The organism is Serratia sp. Nf2 (genome assembly GCF_003028435.1).
Classification (GTDB): Bacteria; Pseudomonadota; Gammaproteobacteria; order Enterobacterales; family Enterobacteriaceae; genus Serratia; species Serratia marcescens_L.
The window spans coordinates 56,851-82,421 of record NZ_PYTW01000009.1; the positions used below are offsets into that span (position 1 = coordinate 56,851).

Consider the following 25,571-nt stretch of genomic DNA (forward strand, 5'->3'; position numbering starts at 1 on the left):
GATCCCCATGCTGTTGGGAAAGGCCTATGAACGTCATCAGCGACGCACTATCGGCCTGACGGTGTTGGCCGCGCTGATGGTACCGCTGACGGCGGGCACGCTGCTGATGCTGATGCCGCCGGCCCGCGCGGTGGACAACTGGGACGTGGAGGGGGCGAACGGCACGCTCCACGTCTACGGCGCGTTGACGGAAAGCGCCTGCAGTCTGGAAATGACCACCGCTCGTCAGGAAGTGTGGCTGGGGGAGACAGGAACGGCGCACTTCCAGCGCCCGGGCGATCGCGGCACGCCGGTGGCGTTTGAGCTGACGCTGAAAGACTGTCTGCGGGCGCCGGCGAGCAACCGCGACGCCTGGACCGGGGTTCTGGCCTGGAGCGGCAGCCAGCCTGCGGTGTCGGTGGCGTTTGCCGCGCCGGCGGATGACGACGCGCCGGGTTTGGTCAGGGTCGCCGGCGTTACCGGCTTGGGGTTGCAGTTGGCGGATGCCAGCGGCCTGCCGGTGCGCCTCGGCGCGCGTAACAAACCGATCTTGTTAACGCCGGGACAAAACACCCTGACGTATACGGTGACGCCGGTGCGCACCCCGGCGACGCTGAGCGCCGGTGCCTACCGTGCGGCGATCGATTTCCGCCTTTATTACGACTAATACGCTGCTTGCGTCGGACCGGCGCAAGCCTAATCAAAGGGAGTGGCGTCATGCGCGCGACAAAGACGAACCGGCGCCGGAGCGCGCTGTTGGGGGCAGGCATGGCCATGGCGGCCGGCATGATGGCGCAGCCGGCGGCTGCGGCGGAAAACATGCGCTTCCACGGTACGCTGGTGGCAGAGCCGTGCGTCATTCAGCCGGGAGATGAGGATATCCAACTGGATTTCGGCACCATCGTCGACAAATACCTGTATCTGAATACCCGCACCCATAGCCAAACCTTCGCGTTGCACCTGACCGAGTGCGATCTCAGCCTGGGCAATACGGTGGCCATCACATTTACCGGCACCGAGAACGCCAAACTGCCCGGCCTGTTGGCGCTGGATGCCGGCAGCCTGGCCTCGGGGATCGGCATCGGGCTGGAGGACAGCAGCGGCAAGGCGCTGCCGCTCAATCGCGCCAGCGATAAGTTCCGCCTGAATGCCGGCAACACCACGCTCACGCTGCAAGCCTATGTGCAGGGGGAGCCGGAGGCCATCCAAACGAAGTCCATCGGCCGCGGCACCTTCAGCGCGGTGGCCACTTTTACGTTGGAATACGAATAAGCGTCTACAAGGACAAAAAACGCAATGATGATAAAGCCCCTCACTCGCGCCCTGCACATGGGCCTGCTGTGCCTGTTGGCGTTGAGTGCCGCCGCCTGTCAAAACCAAAAACCGGGCAAGCCCGCCGCGAACCCCCAAAATCAGGCTGTGCAAGCTCCCTCAGAAGAGGCTTTGCGCAAGCAGCGTGAGGCCGAGCAGCTGCAGCAGTGCCAGCAGCAGCTGGGCGCATTGCGCACGATCGACGAGAAACAGTATCAGCGCTATAAACAGGCCTTCGACAGCCTGATGAGCGGTGCTTCGCAGTACGCCAACCTGCGCGCCCGGGTAAACGGCGATACGCAGGAGACGGTGGATGCGCTGTATCGCTACAAGGTCAACTATCTGTGCGCCGGGGTGAATCAGGCGGTGTTGACCGGCTTGGCGGATCGCGGGGAGCAGGTTAAATGAGGCTGCGCCTGCTGGGCTGTGCGGTTCTGCTGTTCACTGGCGCCGCGCAGGCGGACGACGGCGTGCCGGCGCTGCTGCAGTTTGCCGAGCAGTATCAACGGCAGAACACCGGGCCGGCGAGCGAAAACGTGGCGCCCGCCGATCGCGGGGCGGGGCAAAAAAAGCGTGAGCCGGCAAAGCGTCCGTCGGATACCCACCCGCCGGCTTCACCGGCCAAAGCTTTTACGCTGAGCCAGGAATTATTGGCGCGTGACCAACAGCTGGCGCGCCAGCGAATGGAACTGACGGTGTTGCGCCAGGAACTCGCCGCGCTGCGGGCGGAGAAAGCGACGCCATCTGTCGCGACGTTGCCTGATTCATCAACTCTGCAGCAGTGGATCGCCGGGTTGGGCGCCGCCTGGCGCGGCTCACCCGATGCGCAGCGCGCCGATGCGCAGCGCGCCGAGGCGCTGCTGCGGCAGGCGACCCAGGAAACCGCCAAAACCAAAGCGGCGGCGATGCAGGCTGAACGGCGCGTCACCGAGCTGGAGTCCGCCGCGCAGGCATCGGCGCAGACGCTTGCACAACGCCAGCGCGAGCACCAGGAGGCGCTGCACGCTCTGCGCGCCGCACTGGAGGCGAGCGAGCAGAAGCGGGCCGGTGAGCAGAAAGTGACCCAGCAGGCGCGCGAAGCGCTGTTGGCGCTGCATAAGCGGCTGCAATGGGAGATAACGCCGGAACAGTTGAAGGATGAACGCAAGCGTTTGTCCTATGCGGCGGGCAGTGCGCTGGGGCGGGATATTCAGGGGGTAGTGACGGAGCGTCAAAGTTGGGGCGTACCGGTGGATCGCGACAGCCTGTTGGCGGGTGTCATCGATAGCGTGTCGGGGCGTTTGCAGCTGCCGCCGGATGAACTGAATGCGCTGATGGCCCAGGCGGATGCCGCCGCCGTGGCCGCGCGTGAGAAACGCATTAACGAGCAGCGGCGGCGTGATGAAGATTACCTGGCGCAGTTCAGCCAACAAAAGGGCGTAAAACAATCGGCGATGGGCTTTTGGTATCGGGTGGATTACGCCGGGGAGGGCGCGCTGGCGCCAACGGCGGTGGTCGAGGTGGTCGTCAAAGAGAAGCTGACCGACGGCACGGTGATCCAGGATATGGAACTGAGCGGCAAGGTGCTGTCGCAACCGCTGTCCGAGTATCCGCCGCTGTTCCGGGAAGCGATAGGCCATCTGCACAACCACGGTTCGCTGACGATGGTCGTGCCGCCGGCGCTGGCCTACGGCGAAACCGGCTATCCGCCGAAAGTGCCACCCAACGCCACCATGATTTATGAATTACGCATCGACAACAGTCAGGCTCCGGCAAAGGGGGCCCAGGCGGTTAAACGGGAAGCCGGAACGGCGGGAGGGCAGGGATGAACACCATGATAAAAATCGCGCTATTTGATGAAAACCGCTACTTCAGCGCCGGTTGGCAGGAGGCCCTGGCGCTGCACTTCAGCACTTACGGCAAGCGCACGCTGTTACTGGATGCGCAGCAGGTTCACGAAGCCGATCTGGTGTTCTGTTATTTTCCTCCCGGCGTACAAAGTTGTTTCTGTCACTTTTTTGAGAGGCAGGCCGCGGGGCGTAAAACGCTGTATTTCTCGTTGCGAACGCCGGAGGGGCGGCATAAGCGCACCGTCGGCACCCGCTGCGCGCTGGAGGCCGGCGTCATCTACCACGATACGCCGCTGGTATCGGCATTGTATCAGGTGAGTGCCGAGCTGGAGCGGCGCAGCAAATGGCCGAGCAGGCCGGGTTGTGGCAAGAACTGCGTATGCCAGCACCGAGGCCTGACGCTGCGCGAACAGGAGATCATGCGCTGCATGACGCGGGAGATGGGGGTAACGCAAATCGCACGGATGCTGGACATCAGCGTGAAAACCGTCAGCAATCACAAGATGAGCGTTATGCGCAAGATGGGATTCCGGCGTAATGCCGAACTTTACGGCTGGCTGCGGCACAGCGCCCGCCCCGGCGCCGTGGGGGCTCGAGCCGGCATTCAGCCGGGCGTTGCGGCAGGGAAAGAGCGACATTGAAACGGCGCCGGCCAGATCGGACCGGCCGGCGCCTTTAGTGATTCGCCGTGGTGGTCAGTTGCAGGCCACGACTTTGATCGCCAGCCCGCCCTGTGAGGTTTCGCGGTATTTGGCGTTCATGTCTTTGCCGGTTTCGTACATGGTTTCGATCACCTTATCCAGACAAACCCGCGGTTCGCTGGTGCGGCGCATCGCCATGCGCGCGGCGTTGACCGCCTTGACGGCGGAAATGGCGTTGCGTTCGATACAGGGCACCTGAACCTGGCCGGCGAGCGGATCGCAGGTCAGCCCCAAATGGTGCTCCATGGCGATCTCCGCCGCGATGCACACCTGCGCCGGGCTGCCGCCCAGCAGCTCGGTCAACCCGGCCGCCGCCATCGAACAGGCCACGCCGACCTCCCCCTGGCAACCTACTTCGGCACCGGAGATCGAGGCGTTCATCTTGTACAGCGCACCAATCACCCCGGACGCCAGGAAGTAGCGCGTGTAGGAATTGGCGTTCACCGGACGGATGAACTTGTCATAGTAAGCCAGCACCGCAGGGATGATGCCGCAGGCGCCGTTGGTCGGCGCGGTGACCACGCGGCCACCGGCGGCGTTCTCTTCGTTGACCGCCAGCGCGAACATGTTGATCCAATCGACCACGTTCATCGGGTCGATATTGTTCTTGTCGCCGGTCACCAGAATGCGACGCAGCGCGGCGGCGCGGCGCGGCACTTTCATCGGGCCGGGCAGCAGACCTTCTGTGTTGATGCCGCGCTCGATACCGGCGCTCATCACCTGCCAGACGTCGGCGAAGTGCGCGTCGATATCCGCCTTGCTGCGCAGCGCCAGCTCGTTCTGCATCACCAGGCCGGACAACGACAGCCCGGTGTCTTTGCAATGCTGCTGCAGATCGTGCGCCGATTTGAACGGGTAGGGCACCGGCGTGGCGCCCTCGGCGGACTGGCCGAAGTGCTCTTCGTCGACGATGAAACCGCCACCGATCGAGTAATAGGTTTTGCTGTGCAGCAGGCGTTCACCGGCGAAGGCGCGGATGCGCATGCCGTTTTCGTGCAGCGGCAGGTTGTCGCTGTGGAAATTCATGCCGCCGTGCAGCGGGAAATCCACCTCGTGATGGCCGTTGGCCAGCGGCAGGCGGCCGCGCTGTTCGACGTCGCGGATAAAGCCCGGAATGCTGTCGATGTCCACGTCGTGCGGCAGGTTGCCGGCCAGGCCCATGATAATGGCGATATCGGTGTGGTGGCCTTTACCGGTCAACGACAGCGAACCGTACACGTCAACCACCACGCGGGTGGTGTCCTGCAGCTGCTGGTGGGCGATCAGATCGTCGACGAACTGTTTGCCGGCTTTCATCGGGCCAACGGTGTGGGAACTGGATGGGCCGATGCCAATCTTGAAAATATCGAAAACGCTGACCATGGTCTCGCCTCCTTCTTCAGGTTTCAGGCGGTGAATACGGGAAATGGGGGAGTGCGGGAGGGCCGGCGCGCAGCGGCGCCGGCCGGACGTGATTAGCCGAGCAGGCTGAACACGATAGCAGAGATGGCAATCAGACCCATCACAACCACGAACACGTTGCTGATGTGGCCGCTGTACTTGCGCATGGCAGGCACTTTACGGATGGCATACATCGGCATCAGGAACAGCAGCATGGCGATGATTGGGCCACCCAGGGTTTCGATCATGCCCAGGATGCTTGGGTTCAGGGTAGCGACGATCCAGGTAGTCACCAGCATGAAGATAGCGGTCATGCGGTTCAGCTTGGCGGTGCTGACGGTTTTGCCGCGGCTCTTCATCGACTTGGCAACCAGACCGTTGAAGCCTTCACGGGCGCCCAGGTAGTGGCCCAGGAACGATTTGGTGATGGCGACGAAGGCGATAACCGGCGCGATGTACGCGATCATCGGGTTGTTAAAGTGGTTAGCCAGGTAAGACAGAATCGAGATGTTCTGCGCCTTGGCTTCCGCCAGGTTTTCCGGCGTCAGGCTCAGCACGCAGCTGAACACGAAGAACATCACGGTCAGCACCATCATGATGTGTGCATAAGCCAGAATGCGGGAGCATTTCTTCTCGGCGTCTACGCCGTACTCTTCGCGCTTGGCGACGGCGAAGGCGGAGATGATCGGTGAGTGGTTGAAGGAGAACACCATTACCGGGATCGCCAGCCACAGGGTCATGATCAGGCCGTGGCCCATGCCGGTACCGCTGCCGGACAGCGACACGTTTTCGAAGATGGCGCCGGTCCAGTTAGGGATCAGATACACCGCCAGCAGCATCAGCACCGCGACGAACGGGAAGACCAGGATGCTCATGGTTTTCACGATGGCCTGCTCACCGAAGCGCACGATGGTCATCAGGCCGACGATCAGGATCAGCGACAGGATGGCGCGCGGCGGCGACGTCATGCCCAACTGGTGGGTGATGAAGCTGTCGACGGTGTTGGTGATCGCCACGCTGTAAACCAGCAGAATCGGGTAGATGGCGAAGAAGTACAGCAGGGTAATCAGTTTACCGGCGGTGATGCCGAAGTGCTCTTCTACCACGGCGGTGATGTCTTCACCGGGATTTTTGCCGGACAGAACGAAACGGCACAGGCCGCGGTGGGCAAAGAAGGTCATCGGGAAAGCGATGATGGCCATGATGATCAGAGGAATCAAACCGCCGATGCCGGCGTTGATTGGCAAGAACAGGACGCCAGCGCCGATGGCGGTGCCGTACAGGCCCAACATCCACATGGTATCCGTTTTACGCCAGGTACTGCTGGAGCCCGAGGCCGCAGAGGCAATTGTGCCGGTCTGTGTAGTGTCCATAAATATCTCCGAAGTGAACACGAATTTAAAATTAAAAGGCAAAACTTAAGGTTAAACCGTCAAACGTTCTATTCAGGCAACGCTTGCGGTAAGAATCAGGTGTTGCTTGCGGGGATGTTTTGGCGTCCCCCTGGTTGTTTATTGTGTTCATTACCAAGGCACAGCGCCGGGTAATTCACTAAAGACTTTTCACCGTCACGGGCGATAAAAGTCGTTACCGCTGCCGACAGGTCTTTGCCTGTCGATTTTTGTTGGCGGCAAGATAACGATTTACAGTAGAAACAACCGTGATCCTGCTCTCAAATGCGCAATATGTGCAGTTATCCGCTTTTTTATCGATTTTTCGCGCATTTGTTGCACATTTGTGTAAGATTTTGTGCTGAGAACGCTCTCATAAAAATTTCTGCGATTATGCGGTTTGTACAATAATTAGCCGGATAAAGCGCTGTGCTCAGCAGCAAGCCGAGCAATATATTTTATGCGTGGTTTTGGATCTAGCGAAAAACCCGGATTAAGCAGTTTTAGTGACGTAGATCACATTGTGTTTTTAAGTAAAATTCCATTCATTTATTTGTTTTTAAATGTTTTTTATTAAAAATCACCGCTAATAACGAAGGGAAATTACTTACGTGGTTAGCGGATAAAAATGCGTAACCATTCATCATATAAATAACAGATAGCTAACAGGTATTGGCGAGATTTGCTGCAATCGCGTAAACCGCCGTTTATTTAAACATCCCGGCCTTTGGCGAGATTTATCATATAAAAGCCATAAATAGTCGTTAATTCGCGCAGCCGACAGCGTGTTTAGCCTGTGAGAAAATAATCACTCAGGTGACCTGTTGCATTTTATTAACCTGATGTTGCGTGCGGATAAGCGAAAAACGCGAATCGATTGCGCATTATTTGTTCATTTCCGGGCGGGGAAATAAGGGGATTGCAGCGGTGCGCCGCCGGTTTCGACGGCGCAGAAGGCGGATTAATAGCGGGTAGCGATGGCGTTATCGTTGAAGAACGCCATGAAGTCGGCGTCCGGTTGGCGGTCGCTGATCACCCGATCGAACTGCGTCAGGGGGCCGATGCAGGCCGGTTTGGTTTTGCCGAACTTGCTGTGATCCGCCACCAGGATCTTTTGCTGCGCCATCGCCATGGCGCGATGCTTCATCTCCAGCTCGTCGAAGTTGAAGCAGGTGGCGCCGTGCTGCAGGCTGAGGCCGGCGGCGGAAATAAAGGCGATGTTCGGGCAGATGTGATCGAGCTCGTTGCGGCCACCGACGCTGGAAAAGATGTAGTTGTTCGGCTTGAACTCACCGCCGCACAGGACCACTTTGCAGTTCGGTTTGTCCTGCAGTGCCAGGAAGGTGTTCAGCGAATGACAGACGGCGGTGAAGGCCAGCTCGTCGGCAATGGCGTCAATGATCGCCGGGGTAGTGGTGCCGCAGTCGAAAAACACCGTGTCGTTTTCGTTGATCAACGGCGCCGCCAGCAGGCCGATGCGCCGTTTCTCCGTCACCTGCTTGGCTTTTTGATCGGAAACAAAGTAGTTGGTCACGCCGTTGCTGCGCGGATCGGTCACCACGTAACCGCCGAGCAGCACCACCGTCGCCGGTTCGGCGCTCAGATCGCGGCGAATGGTCATCTCCGAGACCCCCAGCAGCGCGGCGGCTTCTTTCAGGTGGATCTTGTCAGCGCGTTTTAACGCCTGAACTAGCCGGTTGATACGTTCTTCGCGCCGCGTTTCCATAGGTCCGTCTTCCCACAGGTGATAGAGGTAAAGGGCGTGCCGGCATTTCCGGCTAAACACAACGATGCGGGGCAATATCGGGCCGCCTTGGCCGCCCGTATTGTCCCGCATCGTTGTGTATTGGCTATGCCCGTCAGGGCATGCCGACGATCAGTAGCTGCCCGCCGCCGGCTGGGCGCCGGAAACGATGGCGACGCCGGAGCTGGTGCCGATACGCGTGGCGCCGGCTTTGATCATCTTCTCGGCGGTGGCGCGATCGCGCACGGCGCCGGAAGCTTTCACGCCCATTTCGCTGCCCACGGTCTCGCGCATCAGTTTGACGTGCTCTTCCCGAGCGCCGCCGGTGCTGAAGCCGGTGGAAGTTTTCACGAAGGCCACATCGAGTTCGCGACACATTTCACAAACCTGGACGATCTGCGCATCGCTGAGCAGGCAGGTTTCCAATATTACCTTCAACGGGATCGCCGCGCAAACCTCGCGCACGGCGGCGATGTCGGCTTTCACTTCGTCCAGCAGGCCGCTTTTCAACCAGCCGACGTTGATCACCATATCGATCTCTTGCGCGCCGGCGGCGATCGCCGCTTTGGCTTCAAAGGCTTTGGCGACGGTAAGACCGGCACCCAGCGGGAAACCGATCACCGAGCAGACTTTCACGGTGCTTTCCTGCAGCAGTTGGGCCGCCAGCGGCACGTAGCCGGAGTTGACGCATACGGCATAGAAGTTGTGCTGCTGCGCTTCTTCACACAGTTTGGCGATCTGCATTTCGGTGGCGTCCATCGCCAGCAGGGTGTGGTCAACGTAGCTGGCGTAATCGATGTTTTCGATGGTCATCGCGGTTCCTTAGTGAGGTTAAGACAGTAAACGGGGTGAGTAATGTGAAAATAATAACATTTCGATACCGATAAACCTAGTGGTGTTTAAAAAATGTCGATCAGATCGTCGATATGATGCCGTTATGCATATACATTAAGGATGGTTGTTTTGTTATTTAAATAACATTTTAGGGCTCGCGGCCTGCGCGAGCGAAACGTCGAGGGAAAAAAGATGAAGATCAACATCGATCTGGCTCCTGAAGCTTTCGGGGCGCAGCGGCAGGAACTGTTCCGCAACGCGGATTTCGCGGTGAGTGCGCATCGCTGCGCAAAACGCGGGCCGATGCTGACGCTGGCGAACAGCCGTGGCGCGCTGACGGTTTTACCGTACCAGGGCCTCGCGATCTGGGATGCCGAGTTTGACGGTTACTCACTGAAGTCGGGCCGCCGCAGCGTGCGGGGCGCAGGAAAAAAGCGCGCTGACGATGCCGCGTTCTATCCCGCCTGGTCGGGTCAGGACCCGGCGCCGCCACAGATGCAGCGCGTGTGGCTGCAGCTGGTAGGCGATGAGTTGGCGTTGCACGGTGAGGGCGAGCGGTTGGGTGGCCATTGGCGCATCGGCCCGGCGCTGCGTCTGGCGGCGCAGAGCGCGCAGTTCGCCATAGAGATGAAGGTCACCAACCTGGACGAGCGGCCGCAGCCGCTGCGCTATGTTTGCTGTCTCAACTACGATTGCATTCCCGACGCGGTATTCCGCCAGAATCTGCCGACACCGGCTTTGATAGGGGATGCGATCGGGCAGGAGCTGCTGTGCTCTGACGATCTGACGCGTTACGTGGATCAGGCCGAGTTTTTTATGCTGGCGCCGCAAGGCCGGCGCTATGTGACGCGCTTCGCCACCGGGCAATTCAACTATGGTCTCCGGCGCATCGCCGTTCAGGGCAACCGGCGGCTGCTGGCTTTTATCCAGCCGGCGAACTGTCGGCCGAACGCGCCGGAAGGGGAGGCGGGAGTGATGCTGGGAGCGGGAAAAACGCGGGCGTTTTGTGTGACCACCGGCGTGGTGTGAAATCACGGGGCGGTAACGCCCCGGTCATGTTGTGCGGTTACTCTTTCACCCAGCCGCGACGGATGGCGAAGGCGAACAGGAAGCGATACAGGCGCGACAGCTTGTCAGCGAGGATATCGCCGAACAGATTCCACACCAGCTGAGCGAACAGGCAGCCGACCAGGCCGAGCAGGAAACCGCCGACCATATCCAGCGGCCAGTGCACGCCGAGGTAAACGCGTGACCAGGCGATGCCGACGGCGACAATCATCAGCAGCGCACCGGACCAGACTCGGTGCCAGAACAGGAACGCCAGCGCAAAGGTAAAGATGGCGGTGCCGTGATCGCTGGGGAACGAACTGTCCGGCGCGTGCGCCAGGAAGGTATAACCCACGCCGGCGACGAACGGGCGCTCATGCGGCAGCAGCGCGCCGATAGTGGAGGCGGCAAGCATGGCGAACAGCAGCGCGATCGTGGTTTTCGCCACCACTTCGCGCTGTGAAACCAGCTGGCTTCGCGGCCCCCACAGCCACAGGCCGACGATCAGCAGCGGCACGATAATGATAAGATCGCGTGCCAAAAAGGTGGCGAAATCGATCATCCACTCGGGAGACGCCGGGGTCGCATTGATCCAGGCGAAAAGAACATGGTTTAACTGCTCCATAACCGTTACCTCATCTTGCGGCACCAATAGCCGCTAACCATCCAATAAATAGCCAACTGGCTTAACCAAACCCACCAACCCGCCCACAGGTTATGGGTAAGAAAATGTGCGCCGCGCATGATCTGACCAAAGCCCATCAACATGCCGAGCACAATACCGCCGCACCAGCACCACCAGGCCAGGCGCGGGCGCTGCGGATAAAACAGGAAAAACAACGCCATGATCGCGAAACCGCTCGAGGCGTGCCCGCCGGGAAAACAGCGACCGGGGCCCGGCAGTGCCGGCACCGCGCCGAACAGCGGGAAGGACATCGCCTTGCCGCCGTACTCGATCAGATCCCACGGACAGGAGTGCGCGCTGGTGGCTTTGAGAATGCCCACCACCAGCGGGCCGATGCCGAGAAGCAACATGCTGACAATCAGGCGCGCGCTGCGGCGATAGATGCCCCAAAACAGCGCCAGCACCGCCCCGACGATCACTATTTGTTTCAGCAGGCGGTGGTTGATCAGGTCCAGCCAATAATTGTTTTGCCACGGGAAATGCCCGCTGGCGGCATCGTACCAATAATTGCTGATCGCCCAGTCCAGCTGTTCGTTGCGGGAGAGCCACAGGAACACCAACCCGCTGATCAGCAGGCCAAAAACTTGCCAACGGTAAAAGGATGTCGGCAGGGAGTAAAGGGCGGTTGTCTTAATTTGCGGTGCCGTTGAGGATTGATTTAATGATGATTCTGGATTCACGCGCAGGCTCGGTGACAGGATTGAATAGCGCCACTGTAATAATTCTGTCTTAAGAAAACCTTAGTCCGCCGGTAAGAAAACCCTATCCGAGGCCACCGCCTTCGGCTAAGGTAATCGTTTGCTTTTTTCGGGATGAGAGGGTGGTGATGAAGAATAAAGCGCGTGTCTTACTGTTGGCGGCCGCCGGTGCGGCCTTTTCCCCGCTGAGCTTTGGCCAACCTACGGCCGTCGGGCCGATCGTGGTGCAGGGCGCCATGCCGGTAGAGGCGGAACGTTTCGCCCAGCGGTTGGAGAACCCGCGCGAGGAGCAGATTGGCGGCTGGCGCTTTTGGCACGGCACCGTAGACGGCTACCCGGTGGTGGTGTCGGAGACGCTGAAGGGCATGTCCAACGCCGCGGCGGCCACGGCGATCGCCGCCACGCAGTTTCACCCGGTGGCGATCATCAACCAGGGTACCGCCGGCGGCCATGATCCGGCGCTGAAAGTATATGACATCGTGCTGGGCAAATATTCGGTCAATCTCGGGGCGTTCAAAACGCCGGCCAAGGCGTTGGGGGAAGGCAGCGACTCGCGGCAGTGGCAGCCGATGGATCTGTTGGCTTCCAAAGGCAGCGCCGGCGAGGACAAAAAGGCGCACAGCCTGCGTCAGTTTCCCGCCGACCCCAACCTGCTGGCGATTGCGCAAAGCGTTAAGGGCGATTACCGACAGGGCAAGGTCGTGGAAGGGGTGATCGGCTCGGCCGACGTGTGGAACAGCGAGCTGGACCGCATTCGCTATTTTCACGACCGCTATCAGACGTCGGTCGAAGAGATGGAGACCGCCTCCGCCGCGCAGATCGCCGGCGAATTCAAGGTGCCGTTCGTCGGCATTCGCGTGTTGTCCAACAACATCACCAATCAGGGCAAATACGATCCGCAAACCGGGCTGGCATGCCAGGATTATGTCTATCAGGTGGTGAAGGCCTATGTTGCCAACCTGAAGAAACGCTGAGTCATTGCTCCGGTTAATCGACGATATCAGGCGATTGTCACTATTGAACGCCTATTGTAAAGAAGATTAAACCTGTGGCGGGCTTGGCTGTAGTGTATTAGTTTATAGGCGGATTATTTGACAACGTGTAGGGATAAAACATGAACAAGGCATCCGTTGTATTTTCTGGCCTGCTGATGGCCGTTTCCGCCGGCGCCATGGCGGCTACCTCTGGCGATGATGCGGATATCAGCAAACAGCCACTGGAAAAGGTCGCGCCTTACCCGAAAGCCGAGAAGGGCATGAACCGCCAGGTGATCTACCTGCCGAAGCAAGAGCACGAAGAGAACTACAAGGTGGAGCTGCTGATCTGCAAGACGCTGGAAGTGGACTGCAACCGCCACATGATTGGCGGCACGCTGGAGACCAAAACCCTCTCCGGCTGGGGCTATGACTACCTGGTGCTGGAGAAGCTGTCCGATCCGGCCTCCACGCTGATGGGCTGCCCGGACAACACCAAGACCAAGCAATTTATCGCCGCCAACCTGGGTGATGCTGCGATGCAGCGCTACAACAGCCGCCTGCCGATCGTCGTGTATGCGCCAAAAGACGCGGAAGTGAAATATCGCATCTGGAAAGCCGAAGACACCGTAAGCCAGGCCGAACAGAAGTAATCGCCGCCTGACGTCGCTCCGCTTGCCGTGCGCGGCAGGCGGAGACTTTTCCCCGTTACGCTTTCCCTTCGCTCGCCAACACCGCCCGTTCGGTTTCTTCCCCCATGGCGATCAGCCAATCCAACACCGTTGAGAATATTGCATCGTCCTGGCCGTCGGCCTGGGTCATCAGCACGTAATCCGTCCCGTCAGGCGCAAAGCCATAGGGCGCCACCAGCGCGCCGTTGACGATATCATCCGCCACCAGCGCCAACGGGCCGATGCCGATACCGGCGCCGGCGACCGCCGCTTGCAGGCTGAGATAGAAATGTTCGAAACGCAGCTCGTTGCCCGGCCGGATCTCGATGCCGCTGTGGGTGCACCAGTCGCGCCAGGCGTGCGGGCGCGTCTCGGTGTGGAGCAGGGTACCGCGCAGTTCACGCCCCGTCGCGGCATGCTCCCGGCGGCAAACCGGGCCGACTCGTTCTTTGAGGAACGGGCGGGTGACCACGTCATCGGCGATCGGGAAATCGTTGCGGCGAATCGCCAGATCGATGCCCTCGCGCGAGAAGGCGACGGCGCCGCCGGCGGAGACCAGCTGCAGATCGCGCTCTTTCCCTACCGCCTGCTGCAAACCGGCCAGTCGCGGGATCAGCCAGCGGATCAGAAAGGTCGGCTCGCAGGAGATCACCAACGGGCGATTCTGATGATGCCGACAGGCGCGGTCGATCGCCGACTGCAGGTTGTCCAGCCCCCGGCCGATCTCGCTTGCCAGCTCTTGCGCCTGCGGCGTCGGATGCACCATGCGGCTGGTGCGTTGAAACAGCGCGAATCCCAGGGTCTGCTCGAATTCGCGCACCGCGCGGCTGACGGCGCCGTCGGTGACGTTGAGAGATTTGGCGGCTTTCGACACGCTGCCGTACCGCACCGTAGCTTCGAAAGCCCGCAATACCGCCAGGTTAGGCAATCTTCGTTGACGCACTGTGCCCCCCCTTTTGATTGAGTTTTTGTCAACCATCGATACTACGCAAATCGTTTTTTATTGCCAGCCAAATCCGCCAAAGTGTGCATCACTTTCCACTTACGGGTAACTGCGATGATTGCCATTCTCGCCGATGATCTTACCAGCGCGCTCGACGGCGCGGCCCCGTTCGCCGCACGCGGACTGAATGCCTGCGTCATGCTGCGCCTGCCCGATGCCGCGTTGCAGGGCGCTGAGATCGTCGCCTTCGATTTAGATTCCCGCTTCGTTTCGCCGGAGCAGGCGGAGCGGCGTTTTCGCCATGCCGCCGCCTGCGTGAAACCAGCGCGCCTCATCTACAAAACGGTGGATTCCACGCTGCGCGGCAATCTGGGGCCGGAAACGCGCGGGGCGCTGACGGGCAGCGGGCGCCGTCTTGCCATCGTCGCGCCGGCCTTCCCGGATGCCGGCCGCACCACGCTGGGCGGCCGGCAATACGTCGACGGCGTCGCGCTGGAGCAGACCGCCTTTGCGCGCGATCCGAAGAACCCGATCGTCACCGGCTACGTCATGGAGCGAATGGCGGGGCTGGAGCCGACGCGCTTTCAGGTGTTCGACGCCGCAGACAACGGCGAGTTGGATGAAGTCGTGAGGCGGATCGGCATGGCCGAACCGGTGGTGTGGGTGGGATCGCCGGGCCTGGCGGCGGCGCTGTCGCGTGCTTTGTCCCCTAAAGAGAACGCGCTGCCCGCTCAACCGCCGCTGAGAGCCCGCAAGGTGCTGGTGGCGATTGGCAGCCTGCATCCGGCGAATGACGCCCAGCTGGCAAGCCTGCGGCAGGCGGGCGTGGTGCTGGTCACGCTGCCTGAATCGGCCGATCCCGAGGTGGCAGCGCAAGAGGTGCGAGCGGCGTTTGCGCGTGCCGATGTGGTTTGCCTGGTATCACCCCGGTCGCGAGCGGCCACGGCGGATCATGCCGCTGCGCTGGGCGCGGTCGTCAGCCGTTGCACGCCAGCCTTCGACGGGCTGGTGGCGACCGGCGGGGATACCGCGCGGCGTATCGTCGACGCCATGGCGGCCGGCTCATTGACGCTGTTCGGTGAGGTGGAGCCCGGCGTGCCTTTCGGGTTGTTAAATCTGCCGGGCCGCAGGCTGCCGTTCGCCACCAAGGCGGGCGGTTTTGGCCGGGCCGATACGTTGTTGAACTGCGTAACCCGGTTGCGCGCTGACCGAGAAGGAGAAGAACGATGACCCTTTCCACCTTGCCACTGGCGATAACGATGGGCGATCCCGCCGGCATCGGGCCGGAGATCATCGCCAAACTGGCGGCCACAGAGCCGTTGAGCACGCCTTATGTAGTGATTGGCGATGCCGGTGCCCTGGCGCACGCGGCGACCCGTCTGGGGCTAAAGCTGCACATCCGCGAACTGCCTGCCTCGCTGGCGGGATGGGACGAGGCCTGGACGCGAGGAGAAACCGCCGTCTATTCCGCCGGCGTTGCGTTGCCGGCGGACTTGCCCCTCGGCAGGCTCGATAAGCGCGCGGGCGCGGCGTCTTATGCCTGGGTGGTTGCCGCCATCGATCTGGCGCTGGCGGGGCGCATCGCCGGTATCGTCACCGCGCCGCTGAACAAGGAGGCGATGCGCCTGGCGGGGATCGATTATCCGGGGCACACCGAGATCCTGGCGGCGCGCTCGGGCACCCAGGACTTCGCCATGATGCTGGCCAACGACGAGTTGCGGGTGATCCTGGTTTCCATTCACGTTTCGCTGCGGGACGCCATCGACGCGGCGACCGTGGAAAACGAGCTGCGCGCGTTTCATCTGGCGCAAACGGCCTGTCGGGCGTTAGGCATAGCGAAACCGCGCATTGCGGTGGCCGGCCTGAATCCGCACGCCGGGGAGAATGGCCTGTTCGGCCGCGAAGATCTTGACGTCATCGTGCCCGCCATCGCCCTGGCGCGGGAACAGGGGTTGGACGTCAGCGGCCCCTGGCCCGGCGATACCGTTTTCATGCGCGCCCGGCGCGGGGAGTTCGACATTGTGGTCGCCCAATATCACGACCAGGGCCTGATCCCGGTGAAATATCTCGGGGTGGATCACGGCGTTAACGTCACCGTCGGCCTGCCGTTTATCCGCACCTCGGTCGACCACGGTACGGCGTTCGATATCGCGGGCAGCGGACGGGCGGAACATGCCAGCCTGCTGTACGCCTTCCGGCAGGCGGAAAAAATGCTGCGCGCCCAATAACTCACATCACCTGAAGACAATAAGGAAACACCATGCACACACCCGAGTTTATTTTCATGCTGACGCGCAACGACAGCACGGTGCCCGATGCGCAAGCGCGGCTACCAGAGGTGCTGGCTGCCGGCGTGAAGCATATCGGCTTTAAGGATATCGGCCTGCCGCTGGATCAGCTCAAACAGTTGGCGCAGGCGATCCACGCCGGTGGCGCCACCGCTTATCTGGAAGTGGTTAGCCTGGATGAGGAAAGCGAGATGAATTCGGCGCGCGCGGCGCTGGCGTTGGGCGTTGATGTATTGATGGGGGGGACGCGGCCGGAAAGCGTGCTGCCGATCATTCGTCAGTCTGGCCTGCGCTACTATCCGTTTGCCGGCCGCATCAGCGGCCATCCCAGCGTGCTGGAAGGTGACATTGACGATATTGTCGCCAGCGCCCGCCAGCGTGCCGCTTTACCGGGCGTGACAGGGCTGGATCTGCTGGCCTACCGCTTTGCCGGCGACGTGCCGACGTTGATTCGGCGGGTGTGCGATGCGGTCGACAAACCGGTTTATATCGCCGGGTCTATCGACCGGGAAGAGCGCATCGCCGCCGTGGTGACGGGCAATGCGGTTGGCTTCACCGTCGGTACCGCAGCGCTGGACGGCGTGTTTCCCGCCGACAAGCCGGGGCTGACGGCGCAAGTCAACGCCGTGAAATGCCTGATTGGCAATGTGATCCGCAAACTGTAACGCGTCTCCATCCGGTTCTTTCCACGGCGATGGGGCGGTTATCTCATTCGTTGAATCATTAATTTGTATGGCTTCTCTTTTTTAATGCTCTTGCGAGCTGGCACGCCCTTGGGCGCTCGCCGACGTTTACCCGGCAAAACAGCGTAATTGCCGCCAGGTTCAATATATAGAGGGAGTGAAAAATGAGTAAAGGGTTAGGGAGTGCCGTTGTGGCGGTGAGCCTGTTGTTAACCGGCTGCGATACCTTCAGCCTGCTGCGCGATCAAAAGATCGCCGACGCCTTTTACGTCGGCGCCGACAAGCGCTCGGTCAGCCGGGATTTCGGCGCGCCGATCGCCACCCGGCCGACGCTGAACGGCCAGGGCGTGTGCCACGACTATAACCACCGCTTGCCGAACGGCACCGTGACGCCGTTCTACGTCGGCTTCAGAAACAGCGACGGCAAAGTGGTGGCCTTTGGCCCCACCACCTGCGAAGAAGCGCAGGCCAACGGCAATCTGAACAGTGATGAACCTATCAAACAGCGGTTCTAAACGGGCGTTGCTGCGCCGGCCTGGGCCGGCGCAGCAAAAGCAGCCCAGCAACGTCGGGTGTGCCATTTTTCTTTTTCTCTGTATCCCTTCTGATTCTCCGCCAGACTTTTATCTGAGATTTATTTTCCTATGGCGTTTGCCAGACGCCGCTGCCGAAAAACGCCACTGCATGAATTTCCTCCACCGAGTGTTACGGTGTGAACAGCAAGACAACAAAGCAATCTTTGCTGAATTGTGCTAGTTTTTCGAACATTCACGGACATGCAGTGACCTGCAAGATAAGGATATCCAATGCGTTATCGTTCGCTAAATCTCGGCGAGGTGACAAGGAAAGGGGCCGGAACGCCGCCTCAAGGAACCGACGTACGGGCTGGTACCGTATGAAGCTGCTCTCTCTCTTTTCTGAACACACGGCGCCGGAAAGTTTCTCCCGGATACTCACCCCGACACAAGCGTGCCATGAGCTGGAACGGCATTATCTGTTCGGCGGCGCAGCCGGCATATCGATAAGCAGCCGGTACTCCATAACCCGCAATACTCAATCCGGTATTGGCGTCACCGGTTATCGTGAGGACGCGGCTGTGAAGCGCAGCGTGTTCGATGATCTCAATCGGGGCGGTTTGCTGGCGATTGATGAGGAAATTGGCGCCTGGACGCCGACCAAATACGCGTTTTACGTCGACGCGGAAGGCCGATTACAGCGCTATCCCGGCAGCTCTCTTCCTGCCTTTTATCCTACTGGGCGCGTGATCGCCCGCTATGAAGAAATGGTCAGCCGCTATGGCCAGCGGGCAAAACCGACGGTGCTGCCGGCGAGGCAGAATACGACCCGGAATCCCCCTCTGCAGCAAGCCATCGCTACCGCAGTGGCAACCGTTGCCGCCACGGTACAGGCCATCCGTCCGATGACCAAGGCAGAACGCTGGCAAGAACGCCAGTACCTGATAGGGCGAGGCAACCGCAGCATTTACCCGGATGCGCGCATGGCGGCACAGCGATTGGCGGAGAACAACGTCGCGGTCGAAAAGGCGAAGTTGGCTGAGAATGTTTACAAGACCACTAACCCACTCAAGGACACGATAGACATCCCTGAGGGCTGGAAGGACATCAGTAACAATGATGGGGCGCTGGGTAAACTCGGTTTAAGCAAAGATATGCTCTATGACGATGAGGATACGCCGGGCTTTCTGGCTCGGGTTTATCAGCCAGATGAGAGGGTCTTTGGTAAAGCGATGAATCCGACGTTGGTGTTCCGTGGATCGCGTGCGCCCGAGTTCCCGGAGGGAATAAGCAAGGCTGCCCAGAAAGCGTTACTGAATGGCGATTTGTCAGGCATTAAAAACCTGAGTGACTGGTCAAATAACGGCGCTCAGGGGTTGGGGTTTAACTCCGAATATTACAAGAAAGCGGTCAATATAGGTAAAGCAATTAAAGGCGGTGCCGGGATATCTGGCCATTCGCTGGGCGGGGGCATGGCGTCTGCGGCCTCCATGGCCAGCGGCAAACCGGCTTGGACGTTTAATGCAGCAGGCCTGAATGCAGGAACTGTAGAAAAATATGGCGGTTCGATTATAGGCAGCGCCGATAATATTCAGGCGTATCGCGTGAAGGGGGAGCTATTGACCAAGCTGCAGGAGGTTGATTTGTGGGAGGATGCCAAAGACCTCCAATTTTATCCCCCGGCGGTGATGGCGAAAGAACGCTTGTCCATGTTGGCGCCTGATGCAGTGGGAGTAAAACACACGCTTTCCGGTGGAACAGGCTCACTGCTGGACAAGCACGGTATAGACCAGGCGATACAATGCATTGAAAATGAAAAAGACGATGACATTGCCACAATCAAGGGAAGAATATGAAAAAAATCATACTCATTATCACTATGGTAGTGTCTACGCTCATCATGCAGGGGTGCAAACAAGGTATGGATCTACAACCACAGGATTACTTTGAAGGAAAGCAGCTGGACATCGCCAACATCATCTACGAGGGTGACAGGCAAAAGCTGGATAAGGTTTTACCGACGGTAAGCAAAGAAACGTTAAATCGGCCGGCCAAGGCGGAGATGACGTTGCTATTCTGGGCGATAAATAACGCTATCTTTGACAAGAACACGCCAGAGCGGCTCAAGATCATTACGGATTTGGTCAAGGCAGGGGCAGATCCACTGCAGCCGAGACCGGAAGGGCGAAGTAGCCCGGCTGAATATGTTATGAAAGCGGATAAAGGCGTCTGGATACAGGCTATGCTTGAAGGCGGATTATCGCCTAATGCAAGGGATGAAATAAACAATCAGCCAATAATTTTCAAGAGCTTTCAAGCGGTTAATACAGAGACATTGAGTGCCCTAATAGATTACAAAGCTGATGTTAATATCAAAGGGGCTATGAACAGAACTCCATTAATTAATGCGCTATATAACAGTTGCCCTGAGCACATTGAGGTTCTTTTGGCTCATGGCGCTAACCCCTTAGCCAAAGATGATTTTAATGACAGCTTCCTTTCTCTGATTTCTGCGGAAATAGCCAAAGGAGACAAAAATAATTCTTATATAAAAAAATTAATTAAAATTAAAGAGAAGATAAACATTGTGAATTAGTTAGCTTTCAGATGGGTGAAATAACGGGCGTTTGACGTGGACGGGTACGGCATGAAGCACATTACTCTGATTATTACCGTGGTGCTGTCGATGTTTGTGATGCAGGGATGCAAGCAAGGTAGGGATCTACAACCACAAGATTACTTTGAAGGAAAGCAGCTGGACATCGCCAACATCATCTACGAGGGTGACAGGCAAAAGCTGGATAAGGTTTTACCGACGGTAAGCAAAGAAACGTTAAATCGACCGGCCAAGGCGGAGATGACGTTATTATTCTGGGCGATAAATAACGCTATCTTTGACAAGAACACGCCAGAGCGGCTCAAGATCATTACGGATTTGGTTAAGGCAGGGGCGGATCCATTACAACCTCAACCCAACACGCCAGGTAGCCCCGCTGAGTTTGTTATGAAGGCGGATAAAGGCATCTGGATACAGGCTATGTTAGAGGGCGGACTTTCTCCAAATGCTAGGGATAAGGTTCATAATCAACCCATTATATTTAATAGCATCTTTGCGAAAAACACAGAAACATTAGAGGTCATGTTGGAGCATGGTGCTGATATAAATATAAGAAATTCACTGGGTGATACGTTGCTCATCGATGCTTTAGACTATCACTCCTATGACCACGTCATTCTTCTTTTAGAAAAAGGTGCCGATAGCGATATAAGAGGCAACTCGGGTTGGACGATGGGCAATCAACTGCAACGGCTGATTAATAGGAGTCAGGACGGCAGTGAGGCGAAAGCGTCTCTTGAGCGCATCAGAGACGAGCTAATTAAGCGTGGCGGGAAATGGCCACCTGCTCCTGTCAGTCAATAAGCCGTCTCGCTGTATTACCAGAAAATGGGCACATGTTGTAAAGGTGTTCTTACCGCAGAGGCATTGTCCACAGACGGTCGAGTTGCGAAAGTTTGCTTGGGTTGCGCACGATAAATACCTGAGCCAGTCGGCCTTCGGCATTCAAGCTGAGACTGACAGACGCCGTAATACGGCCTTGTTCGGATAGCAAGGCGCCCGGCACGCCATTGATGAGCGCGTGTTGCCAGACATAGGTTTGCCAAAACATTGGCAATTTACCGCCGATAAACTCGAGCACGTCACGTTTGCCGATGAGTTCAGCCAGGTTGGCGGGCACTTTACCGCCGCCGTCCGCACTGAGCTTAACGTCTTCGGACAACAGGGTCGAAAGGGGTTCGATATCTGCCGTTTCCACCGCCGTTTTGAAAGCGATAAGCAACGCCTCCTGCCGCTCTGTGGGCTGGGTTTTACGCTCCTCTGGGCGGCCAACTTTTTCGCGCGCGCGTGACACCAGTTTACGACACGCCGTTTCTTCCCCACCTAATGTCATGGCGAGATCCGCGTAGGGCAAGTCAAAGATGTCATGCAGCAAATAGGCGGCGCGCTCGCGGGGAGTGAGTCTTTCGAGCAACAGCATAAAGGCCGTCGACAGCGACGATGCGAGTTCCAACGTCTGCTCGGGCGTTTTGGCTACGGCGGTTTGAATGGGTTCTGGTAGCCAAATACCGACATAATCGACGCGAGCCTGCTGCGCGGTGCGCAGCAGGTCAAGACAACGACGAGTGCAGACGGTGGTCAGCCAGGCCGCAGGATTCAGAATGCTGTGGCGATCCGCATGTAACCATTTGATATAGGTATCTTGCACGGCATCTTCCGCATCGGCCAGAGAACCTAAAATACGATAGGCGAGGCCGATCAGAAACGGTCTTCTCGATTCGAACAGTGCTGCATACTTGTCGTTTTTCATATTAGTGGCCGGAAATATGAATTCTATTCCACAGATTTATCATAGTGATATTTGCGGTTAGCGCGCTGATTTCTTCCTCGGAATAGTACGCGCGCAATGCCGCGCGCAGTGGGCCATACTCGGTATGGCGTTCAAGCCGCGTTAACGCTTCTGTCCAGGCAAATGCGGCGCGCTCGCGAGGCGTGAAATCATCAACGTGTTCCCATACCACCAGCCTGTCCAGACGTGCGTTGGTTTCACCGTCCTCGCGCGCTTCTTTGGTATGCATCTCGACACAGTAACCGCAGCCATTGATTTGCGAAGCACGCAGGAGGACGAGATGGTAGATCTTGCGCTCCAGATTGTGCGCATCGATAGCGCCATGCACTTTCAGCAGCGCGGAAAAAACGTTGGCAATGGTTTGCGCATGATTGACAGGGTCGGTATTCACTAACGTAGTCATAAGAACTCCTCATTTATCGGGTTGACACATATAGATGACGAATGAGAAGAGGGATGTGTGACCGAACCACTGCAAAAATGTGCATTTTGGGGCCGTGGGCCGTTGATGTAATACGTTTTTCAGGCAACAAAAAACCCGATAATCTTGAACCTAAAAGGCGGGATTATCGGGCTCCACAAAATGGGGACATCAAAGAAAAGCAGTGGCACTAATTCAGACTGCGGCCCCCAACGAAAGTTCTGGCCGGCGACAAAAAAATCAAAATATTTTTATCGCCGATCCATCTCTCCCGCTAATCGATCAGCCGAGTATCCCTGGCCATAGCACCACGATGAGTGAACCCGCTAGCGTTAACAGCACGTTAGCGATGGCGTAGGTGCCGGCGTAGCCCAGTGCCGGGATGTTGCTGCGTGCGGTGTCGCTGATGATCTCCATCGCCGGCGCGCAGGTGCGGGCGCCCATAATCGCACCGAACAGCAGGGCGCGGTTCATGCGTAGCACGTAGGCACCGAACAGGAAGCAGATAACCACTGGCACCAGGCTGACGATCAGCCCGGCAATCAGCATCTGGCCGCCGACCGCGCCCAGGCTGTGGCCGATGCCGGCGCCGGCGCTCAGGCCCACGCCCGCCATAAACACCATCAGGCCGAATTCTTTCACCATGTTCAGCGCGCCCTGCGGAATGTAGCCGAAGGTCGGGTGGTTGGCACGCAGGAAGCCGAGCATGATGCCGGACATCAGCAGGCCGGCGGCGTTGCCGATGCCGAACGAGAAGTTACTGAACTGAATGGTGATCTGGCCGATCAGCAGGCCGATGATGAAGAAGGCGCAGAACGCCAGCAGGTCGGTCACCTGGCTGTGGATGGAGATAAAGCCAATCTTCTCCGCTACGCTCTTCACCCGGCGCGCGTCGCCGCTCACCTGCAGCACGTCGCCTTTGTTGAGCACGATGCTGTCGTCGATCGGCATTTCGATCTGGCTGCGGATCACGCGGTTGAGGAAGCAGCCGTGGTCGGTCAGCTTCAGCTGGCTCAGGCGCTTGTTCACCGCGTTGCTGTTCTTCACCACGATCTCTTCGGTCACGATGCGCATGTCGAGCAGATCGCGATCGAATACTTCCTTGCCGTTGCGGAAGCTCGGGTCCAGACGCGCGTGGGCGTCCGGGTAGCCGACCAGCGAGATCTCGTCGCCCACCTGCAGCACCGCGTCACCGTCCGGGTTGGCCAGAATGCCGTTGCGGCGGATGCGTTCGATGTAACAGCCGGTCTGGCGGTAGATGCCCAGTTCGCGCAGGTTCTTGCCGTCGGCCCAGGCCACCAGCTCGGGGCCGACGCGGTAGGCGCGGATCACCGGCAGGTAGACCTTGCGCTGGCTGTCGGTGTCCAGGCCGCGTTCGCGGGCGATTTGCTGGGCTGAGGTGGACAGGTCCTGGTGTTGCAGCTTCGGCAGATAGCGCGCGCCGAAGATCAGGCTGACCAGACCGATCAGGTAGGTGAGGGCGTAGCCGAGGCTCAGATGATCCTGCGCCGCCAGCAGCGCCGGGCCGTTGACGATGGTGTTGCGCAGCGTGTCACCGGCACCCACCAGCACCGGCGTCGAAGTCATCGAGCCGGCCAGCATGCCGGCGGTCAGGCCGATGTCCCAGTGGAACAGTTTGCCGAGACCGATGGCGAGCACCATCGCCGAGCCGACCATCACCAGCGCCAGCATCAGGTAGTTTTTGCCGTCGCGGAAGAAAATCGAGAAAAAGTTGGGCCCGGCCTCCACGCCGACGCAGAAAATAAACAGCATAAAGCCGAGATTCAGCGCCTCGGTGTTAATGGCGAAGTGTTGCTGGCCGAGCAGCAGCGAAACCACCAAAACGCCAATGGAATTACCGAGTTGGACGGAGCCCAGACGGAGTTTACCGAGGCACAGCCCCAGTGCGAGTACCACGAACAGTAACAGAATGTAGTTACCGTTTAACAAACTAGCGACGTTTATGTTCACGGAGGATAACTTATTGTTTACCAGTAAGTGCTTGATATAGATAACTATAAGAGATAAATTCAGCCTTAAAACGACGTCATAAATCACCACCAGCGTAAGGCGAAGCGAACCATCGTTCGGCGGCGTTCATTCTAGACGCTATGACCGATGACAGCCAGCACAGAAAGCTGATTTCCTGCGCCGCCGTGCGCATTTAACTCTCTTTTGACCAAGGAAAAAATTCGGTTCAGCGTCTCCGCGCGGTGGCCGGGCCGATTTCTATTGATGCAGTAATTGGGCGGGGGAGAATTCGCATGACGAGTTATAGATATTGGCTGGGCATTCTCAGCTGTTTTCTGTTGTTCAGCCTGGTGTTTCTCGGCCAGCAAACCGGCCTGTTCGGCAGCACGGATCATGAGCACCATGGCGAAACCGGCCTGCTGCTGTTTGTGATCCCCGGTGCGATCGCCAGCTATCTGTCGAGCCGCAAGCGGCTGCTTTGCCCGCTGCTCGGCGCGCTGTATGCACTGCCGCTGTGCTTGCTGATCCGCCACTTCTGGCTGACGCCGTCCTCTTCGTTCTGGCAGGAGCTGGCGTACGCCACCAGCGCGGTGTTCTGGTGCGTGTTCGGCGCGATGCTGATGTTGTTCGCCCTCGGCCTGTTGCAGACGCTGCAGCAGCTGCACCGGCGGCAGCGGCAATAAAAAAAGGCGCGTTAAGCGCCTTTTTATCTTTTTTTTTCAAAAGATTACTGGAACAGGTTCAGGTGTTCTTTGGCGTAAGCTTCGAAATCGGTGCAACCGCCGATGTGCTTCTCATCCAGGAAGATCTGCGGCACGGTTTCAACCGGTTTGCCGACGGTTTTTTCCAGATCGGCCTTGGTGATGCCTTCCGCGTGGATGTCAACGTAACGGAAGTTGAAATCGTCGCGTTCTTCAGTCAGTTTTTCCGCCAGTTCTTTAGCGCGGACACAATAAGGACAGCCAGGACGCCCGAAGATTACTGCAAACATGCAACGCTCCTTAATTGGATTTTCAATAAATTGTTCGCTACCGCAACGACATCCCGTCACCGAAAAAGTCATTACCTGCGTCAGATGGCGCCTACTATGCCCGTTGAGG

27 protein-coding genes are annotated in these 25,571 nt (G+C 58.6%); 16 read left to right on the forward strand and 11 right to left on the reverse strand.

Going from position 1 to position 25,571, the window contains the following annotated elements; genetic code table 11:
• Window positions 1-7 precede the first annotated feature (7 nt).
• Genes C9411_RS19000 through C9411_RS19020 form a run of 5 tightly spaced genes read left to right on the forward strand, consistent with a single transcriptional unit; the run spans window position 8 to window position 3,760 of the window.
• Entirely contained in the window at window positions 8-646 is a 639-nt protein-coding gene (locus C9411_RS19000; RefSeq protein WP_107227684.1) for a fimbrial protein, read from the forward strand.
• Window positions 647-696: 50 nt separating this feature from the next.
• A complete protein-coding gene (locus tag C9411_RS19005; protein ID WP_063989368.1) occupies window positions 697-1,251 on the forward strand; it encodes a fimbrial protein in 555 nt (184 codons plus the stop codon).
• A gap of 24 nt (window positions 1,252-1,275) precedes the next feature.
• A complete protein-coding gene (locus C9411_RS19010) occupies window positions 1,276-1,698 on the forward strand; it encodes a hypothetical protein (RefSeq protein WP_063989369.1) in 423 nt (140 codons plus the stop codon).
• On the forward strand, window positions 1,695-3,098 hold the full coding sequence (locus tag C9411_RS19015) for an FKBP-type peptidyl-prolyl cis-trans isomerase N-terminal domain-containing protein (protein WP_107227685.1): 1,404 nt from the start codon (window positions 1,695-1,697) through the stop codon (window positions 3,096-3,098). The genes C9411_RS19010 and C9411_RS19015 overlap by 4 nt, the downstream gene beginning before the upstream one ends.
• Window positions 3,095-3,760 carry a helix-turn-helix transcriptional regulator gene (locus C9411_RS19020; protein WP_107227686.1) on the forward strand — a complete coding sequence of 222 codons (666 nt, stop codon included), beginning with the start codon at window positions 3,095-3,097 and terminating at the stop codon, window positions 3,758-3,760. Before C9411_RS19015 ends, C9411_RS19020 begins: the two co-directional genes overlap by 4 nt.
• Window positions 3,761-3,814: 54 nt before the next feature.
• On the opposite strand, the gene C9411_RS19025 is transcribed toward C9411_RS19020, so the two are convergent.
• The 4 genes from C9411_RS19025 to deoC all read right to left on the reverse strand — a co-directional run bounded on the left by C9411_RS19025 (window position 3,815) and on the right by deoC (window position 9,148).
• A complete protein-coding gene (locus C9411_RS19025; RefSeq protein ID WP_025302221.1) occupies window positions 3,815-5,182 on the reverse strand; it encodes an L-serine ammonia-lyase in 1,368 nt (455 codons plus the stop codon).
• A 92-nt stretch (window positions 5,183-5,274) separates the two neighbouring features.
• Window positions 5,275-6,573 carry an HAAAP family serine/threonine permease gene (locus tag C9411_RS19030; RefSeq protein WP_063989372.1) on the reverse strand — a complete coding sequence of 433 codons (1,299 nt, stop codon included), beginning with the start codon at window positions 6,571-6,573 and terminating at the stop codon, window positions 5,275-5,277.
• 979 nt (window positions 6,574-7,552) lie between these two features.
• Complete coding sequence (deoR, locus tag C9411_RS19035) at window positions 7,553-8,317, reverse strand: DNA-binding transcriptional repressor DeoR (protein ID WP_063989373.1); 765 nt, start codon at window positions 8,315-8,317, stop codon at window positions 7,553-7,555.
• A 150-nt stretch (window positions 8,318-8,467) separates the two neighbouring features.
• The gene (gene deoC / locus C9411_RS19040; RefSeq protein ID WP_063989374.1) at window positions 8,468-9,148 is read right to left on the reverse strand and encodes a deoxyribose-phosphate aldolase; all 681 of its coding nucleotides are present in this window, start codon (window positions 9,146-9,148) and stop codon (window positions 8,468-8,470) included.
• A 213-nt stretch (window positions 9,149-9,361) separates the two neighbouring features.
• Here deoC and C9411_RS19045 point away from each other — a divergent pair, with 213 nt between their 5' ends.
• The gene (locus C9411_RS19045) at window positions 9,362-10,198 is read left to right on the forward strand and encodes a hypothetical protein (protein WP_063989375.1); all 837 of its coding nucleotides are present in this window, start codon (window positions 9,362-9,364) and stop codon (window positions 10,196-10,198) included.
• Between the two features lie 37 nt (window positions 10,199-10,235).
• Here the strand turns inward: C9411_RS19045 and ybjG are convergent, their stop codons facing one another.
• On the reverse strand, window positions 10,236-10,841 hold the full coding sequence (gene ybjG / locus C9411_RS19050; RefSeq protein ID WP_063989376.1) for an undecaprenyl-diphosphate phosphatase: 606 nt from the start codon (window positions 10,839-10,841) through the stop codon (window positions 10,236-10,238).
• A gap of 5 nt (window positions 10,842-10,846) precedes the next feature.
• Window positions 10,847-11,581: a phosphatase PAP2 family protein gene (locus C9411_RS19055; protein WP_063989377.1), complete on the reverse strand. Its 735-nt coding sequence runs from the start codon at window positions 11,579-11,581 to the stop codon at window positions 10,847-10,849.
• Between the two features lie 146 nt (window positions 11,582-11,727).
• Here C9411_RS19055 and C9411_RS19060 point away from each other — a divergent pair, with 146 nt between their 5' ends.
• Window positions 11,728-12,573: a 5'-methylthioadenosine/S-adenosylhomocysteine nucleosidase gene (locus tag C9411_RS19060; RefSeq protein WP_107227687.1), complete on the forward strand. Its 846-nt coding sequence runs from the start codon at window positions 11,728-11,730 to the stop codon at window positions 12,571-12,573.
• Between the two features lie 140 nt (window positions 12,574-12,713).
• Window positions 12,714-13,226 (forward strand): serine protease inhibitor ecotin, encoded by a 513-nt coding sequence (gene eco / locus C9411_RS19065; RefSeq protein ID WP_107227688.1) that lies wholly within the window; start codon window positions 12,714-12,716, stop codon window positions 13,224-13,226.
• Window positions 13,227-13,281: 55 nt separating this feature from the next.
• Here eco and C9411_RS19070 read toward each other — a convergent pair whose 3' ends face one another.
• Window positions 13,282-14,187 (reverse strand): LysR family transcriptional regulator, encoded by a 906-nt coding sequence (locus tag C9411_RS19070; RefSeq protein ID WP_199200140.1) that lies wholly within the window; start codon window positions 14,185-14,187, stop codon window positions 13,282-13,284.
• A gap of 60 nt (window positions 14,188-14,247) precedes the next feature.
• Between C9411_RS19070 and C9411_RS19075 the strand changes: the two genes are divergently transcribed.
• The 7 genes from C9411_RS19075 to C9411_RS19105 all read left to right on the forward strand — a co-directional run bounded on the left by C9411_RS19075 (window position 14,248) and on the right by C9411_RS19105 (window position 21,094).
• Entirely contained in the window at window positions 14,248-15,417 is a 1,170-nt protein-coding gene (locus tag C9411_RS19075) for a four-carbon acid sugar kinase family protein (protein ID WP_146158887.1), read from the forward strand.
• Window positions 15,414-16,415, forward strand: a complete 1,002-nt coding sequence (pdxA, locus tag C9411_RS19080) for a 4-hydroxythreonine-4-phosphate dehydrogenase PdxA (protein ID WP_107227691.1) — start codon at window positions 15,414-15,416, stop codon at window positions 16,413-16,415. The genes C9411_RS19075 and pdxA overlap by 4 nt, the downstream gene beginning before the upstream one ends.
• A gap of 32 nt (window positions 16,416-16,447) precedes the next feature.
• Entirely contained in the window at window positions 16,448-17,140 is a 693-nt protein-coding gene (locus C9411_RS19085) for a 4-hydroxythreonine-4-phosphate dehydrogenase (protein WP_107227692.1), read from the forward strand.
• A 182-nt stretch (window positions 17,141-17,322) separates the two neighbouring features.
• On the forward strand, window positions 17,323-17,673 hold the full coding sequence (locus tag C9411_RS19090; protein ID WP_146158888.1) for a hypothetical protein: 351 nt from the start codon (window positions 17,323-17,325) through the stop codon (window positions 17,671-17,673).
• 380 nt (window positions 17,674-18,053) lie between these two features.
• Window positions 18,054-19,529, forward strand: coding sequence for a phospholipase (locus C9411_RS19095; protein ID WP_107227694.1), 1,476 nt, complete (start codon window positions 18,054-18,056; stop codon window positions 19,527-19,529).
• Window positions 19,526-20,269, forward strand: coding sequence for an ankyrin repeat domain-containing protein (locus tag C9411_RS19100; RefSeq protein WP_060419791.1), 744 nt, complete (start codon window positions 19,526-19,528; stop codon window positions 20,267-20,269). The genes C9411_RS19095 and C9411_RS19100 overlap by 4 nt, the downstream gene beginning before the upstream one ends.
• A gap of 51 nt (window positions 20,270-20,320) precedes the next feature.
• Complete coding sequence (locus C9411_RS19105; RefSeq protein ID WP_063990319.1) at window positions 20,321-21,094, forward strand: ankyrin repeat domain-containing protein; 774 nt, start codon at window positions 20,321-20,323, stop codon at window positions 21,092-21,094.
• Between the two features lie 49 nt (window positions 21,095-21,143).
• Here the strand turns inward: C9411_RS19105 and sigJ are convergent, their stop codons facing one another.
• From sigJ to C9411_RS19125, 3 genes are all read right to left on the reverse strand, one after another.
• Entirely contained in the window at window positions 21,144-22,040 is an 897-nt protein-coding gene (sigJ, locus tag C9411_RS19110; RefSeq protein ID WP_107227695.1) for an RNA polymerase sigma factor SigJ, read from the reverse strand.
• Between the two features lies 1 nt (window position 22,041).
• Complete coding sequence (locus tag C9411_RS19115) at window positions 22,042-22,482, reverse strand: carboxymuconolactone decarboxylase family protein (RefSeq protein WP_060432778.1); 441 nt, start codon at window positions 22,480-22,482, stop codon at window positions 22,042-22,044.
• 300 nt (window positions 22,483-22,782) lie between these two features.
• Window positions 22,783-24,471 (reverse strand): aspartate:alanine antiporter, encoded by a 1,689-nt coding sequence (locus C9411_RS19125; protein WP_047728000.1) that lies wholly within the window; start codon window positions 24,469-24,471, stop codon window positions 22,783-22,785.
• A gap of 293 nt (window positions 24,472-24,764) precedes the next feature.
• On the opposite strand from C9411_RS19125, the gene C9411_RS19130 reads away from it, so the two are divergent.
• Complete coding sequence (locus C9411_RS19130) at window positions 24,765-25,154, forward strand: inner membrane protein YbjM (RefSeq protein WP_033637808.1); 390 nt, start codon at window positions 24,765-24,767, stop codon at window positions 25,152-25,154.
• A gap of 44 nt (window positions 25,155-25,198) precedes the next feature.
• Here the strand turns inward: C9411_RS19130 and C9411_RS19135 are convergent, their stop codons facing one another.
• Entirely contained in the window at window positions 25,199-25,462 is a 264-nt protein-coding gene (locus C9411_RS19135) for a GrxA family glutaredoxin (RefSeq protein WP_004938676.1), read from the reverse strand.
• Window positions 25,463-25,571: the final 109 nt, after the last annotated feature.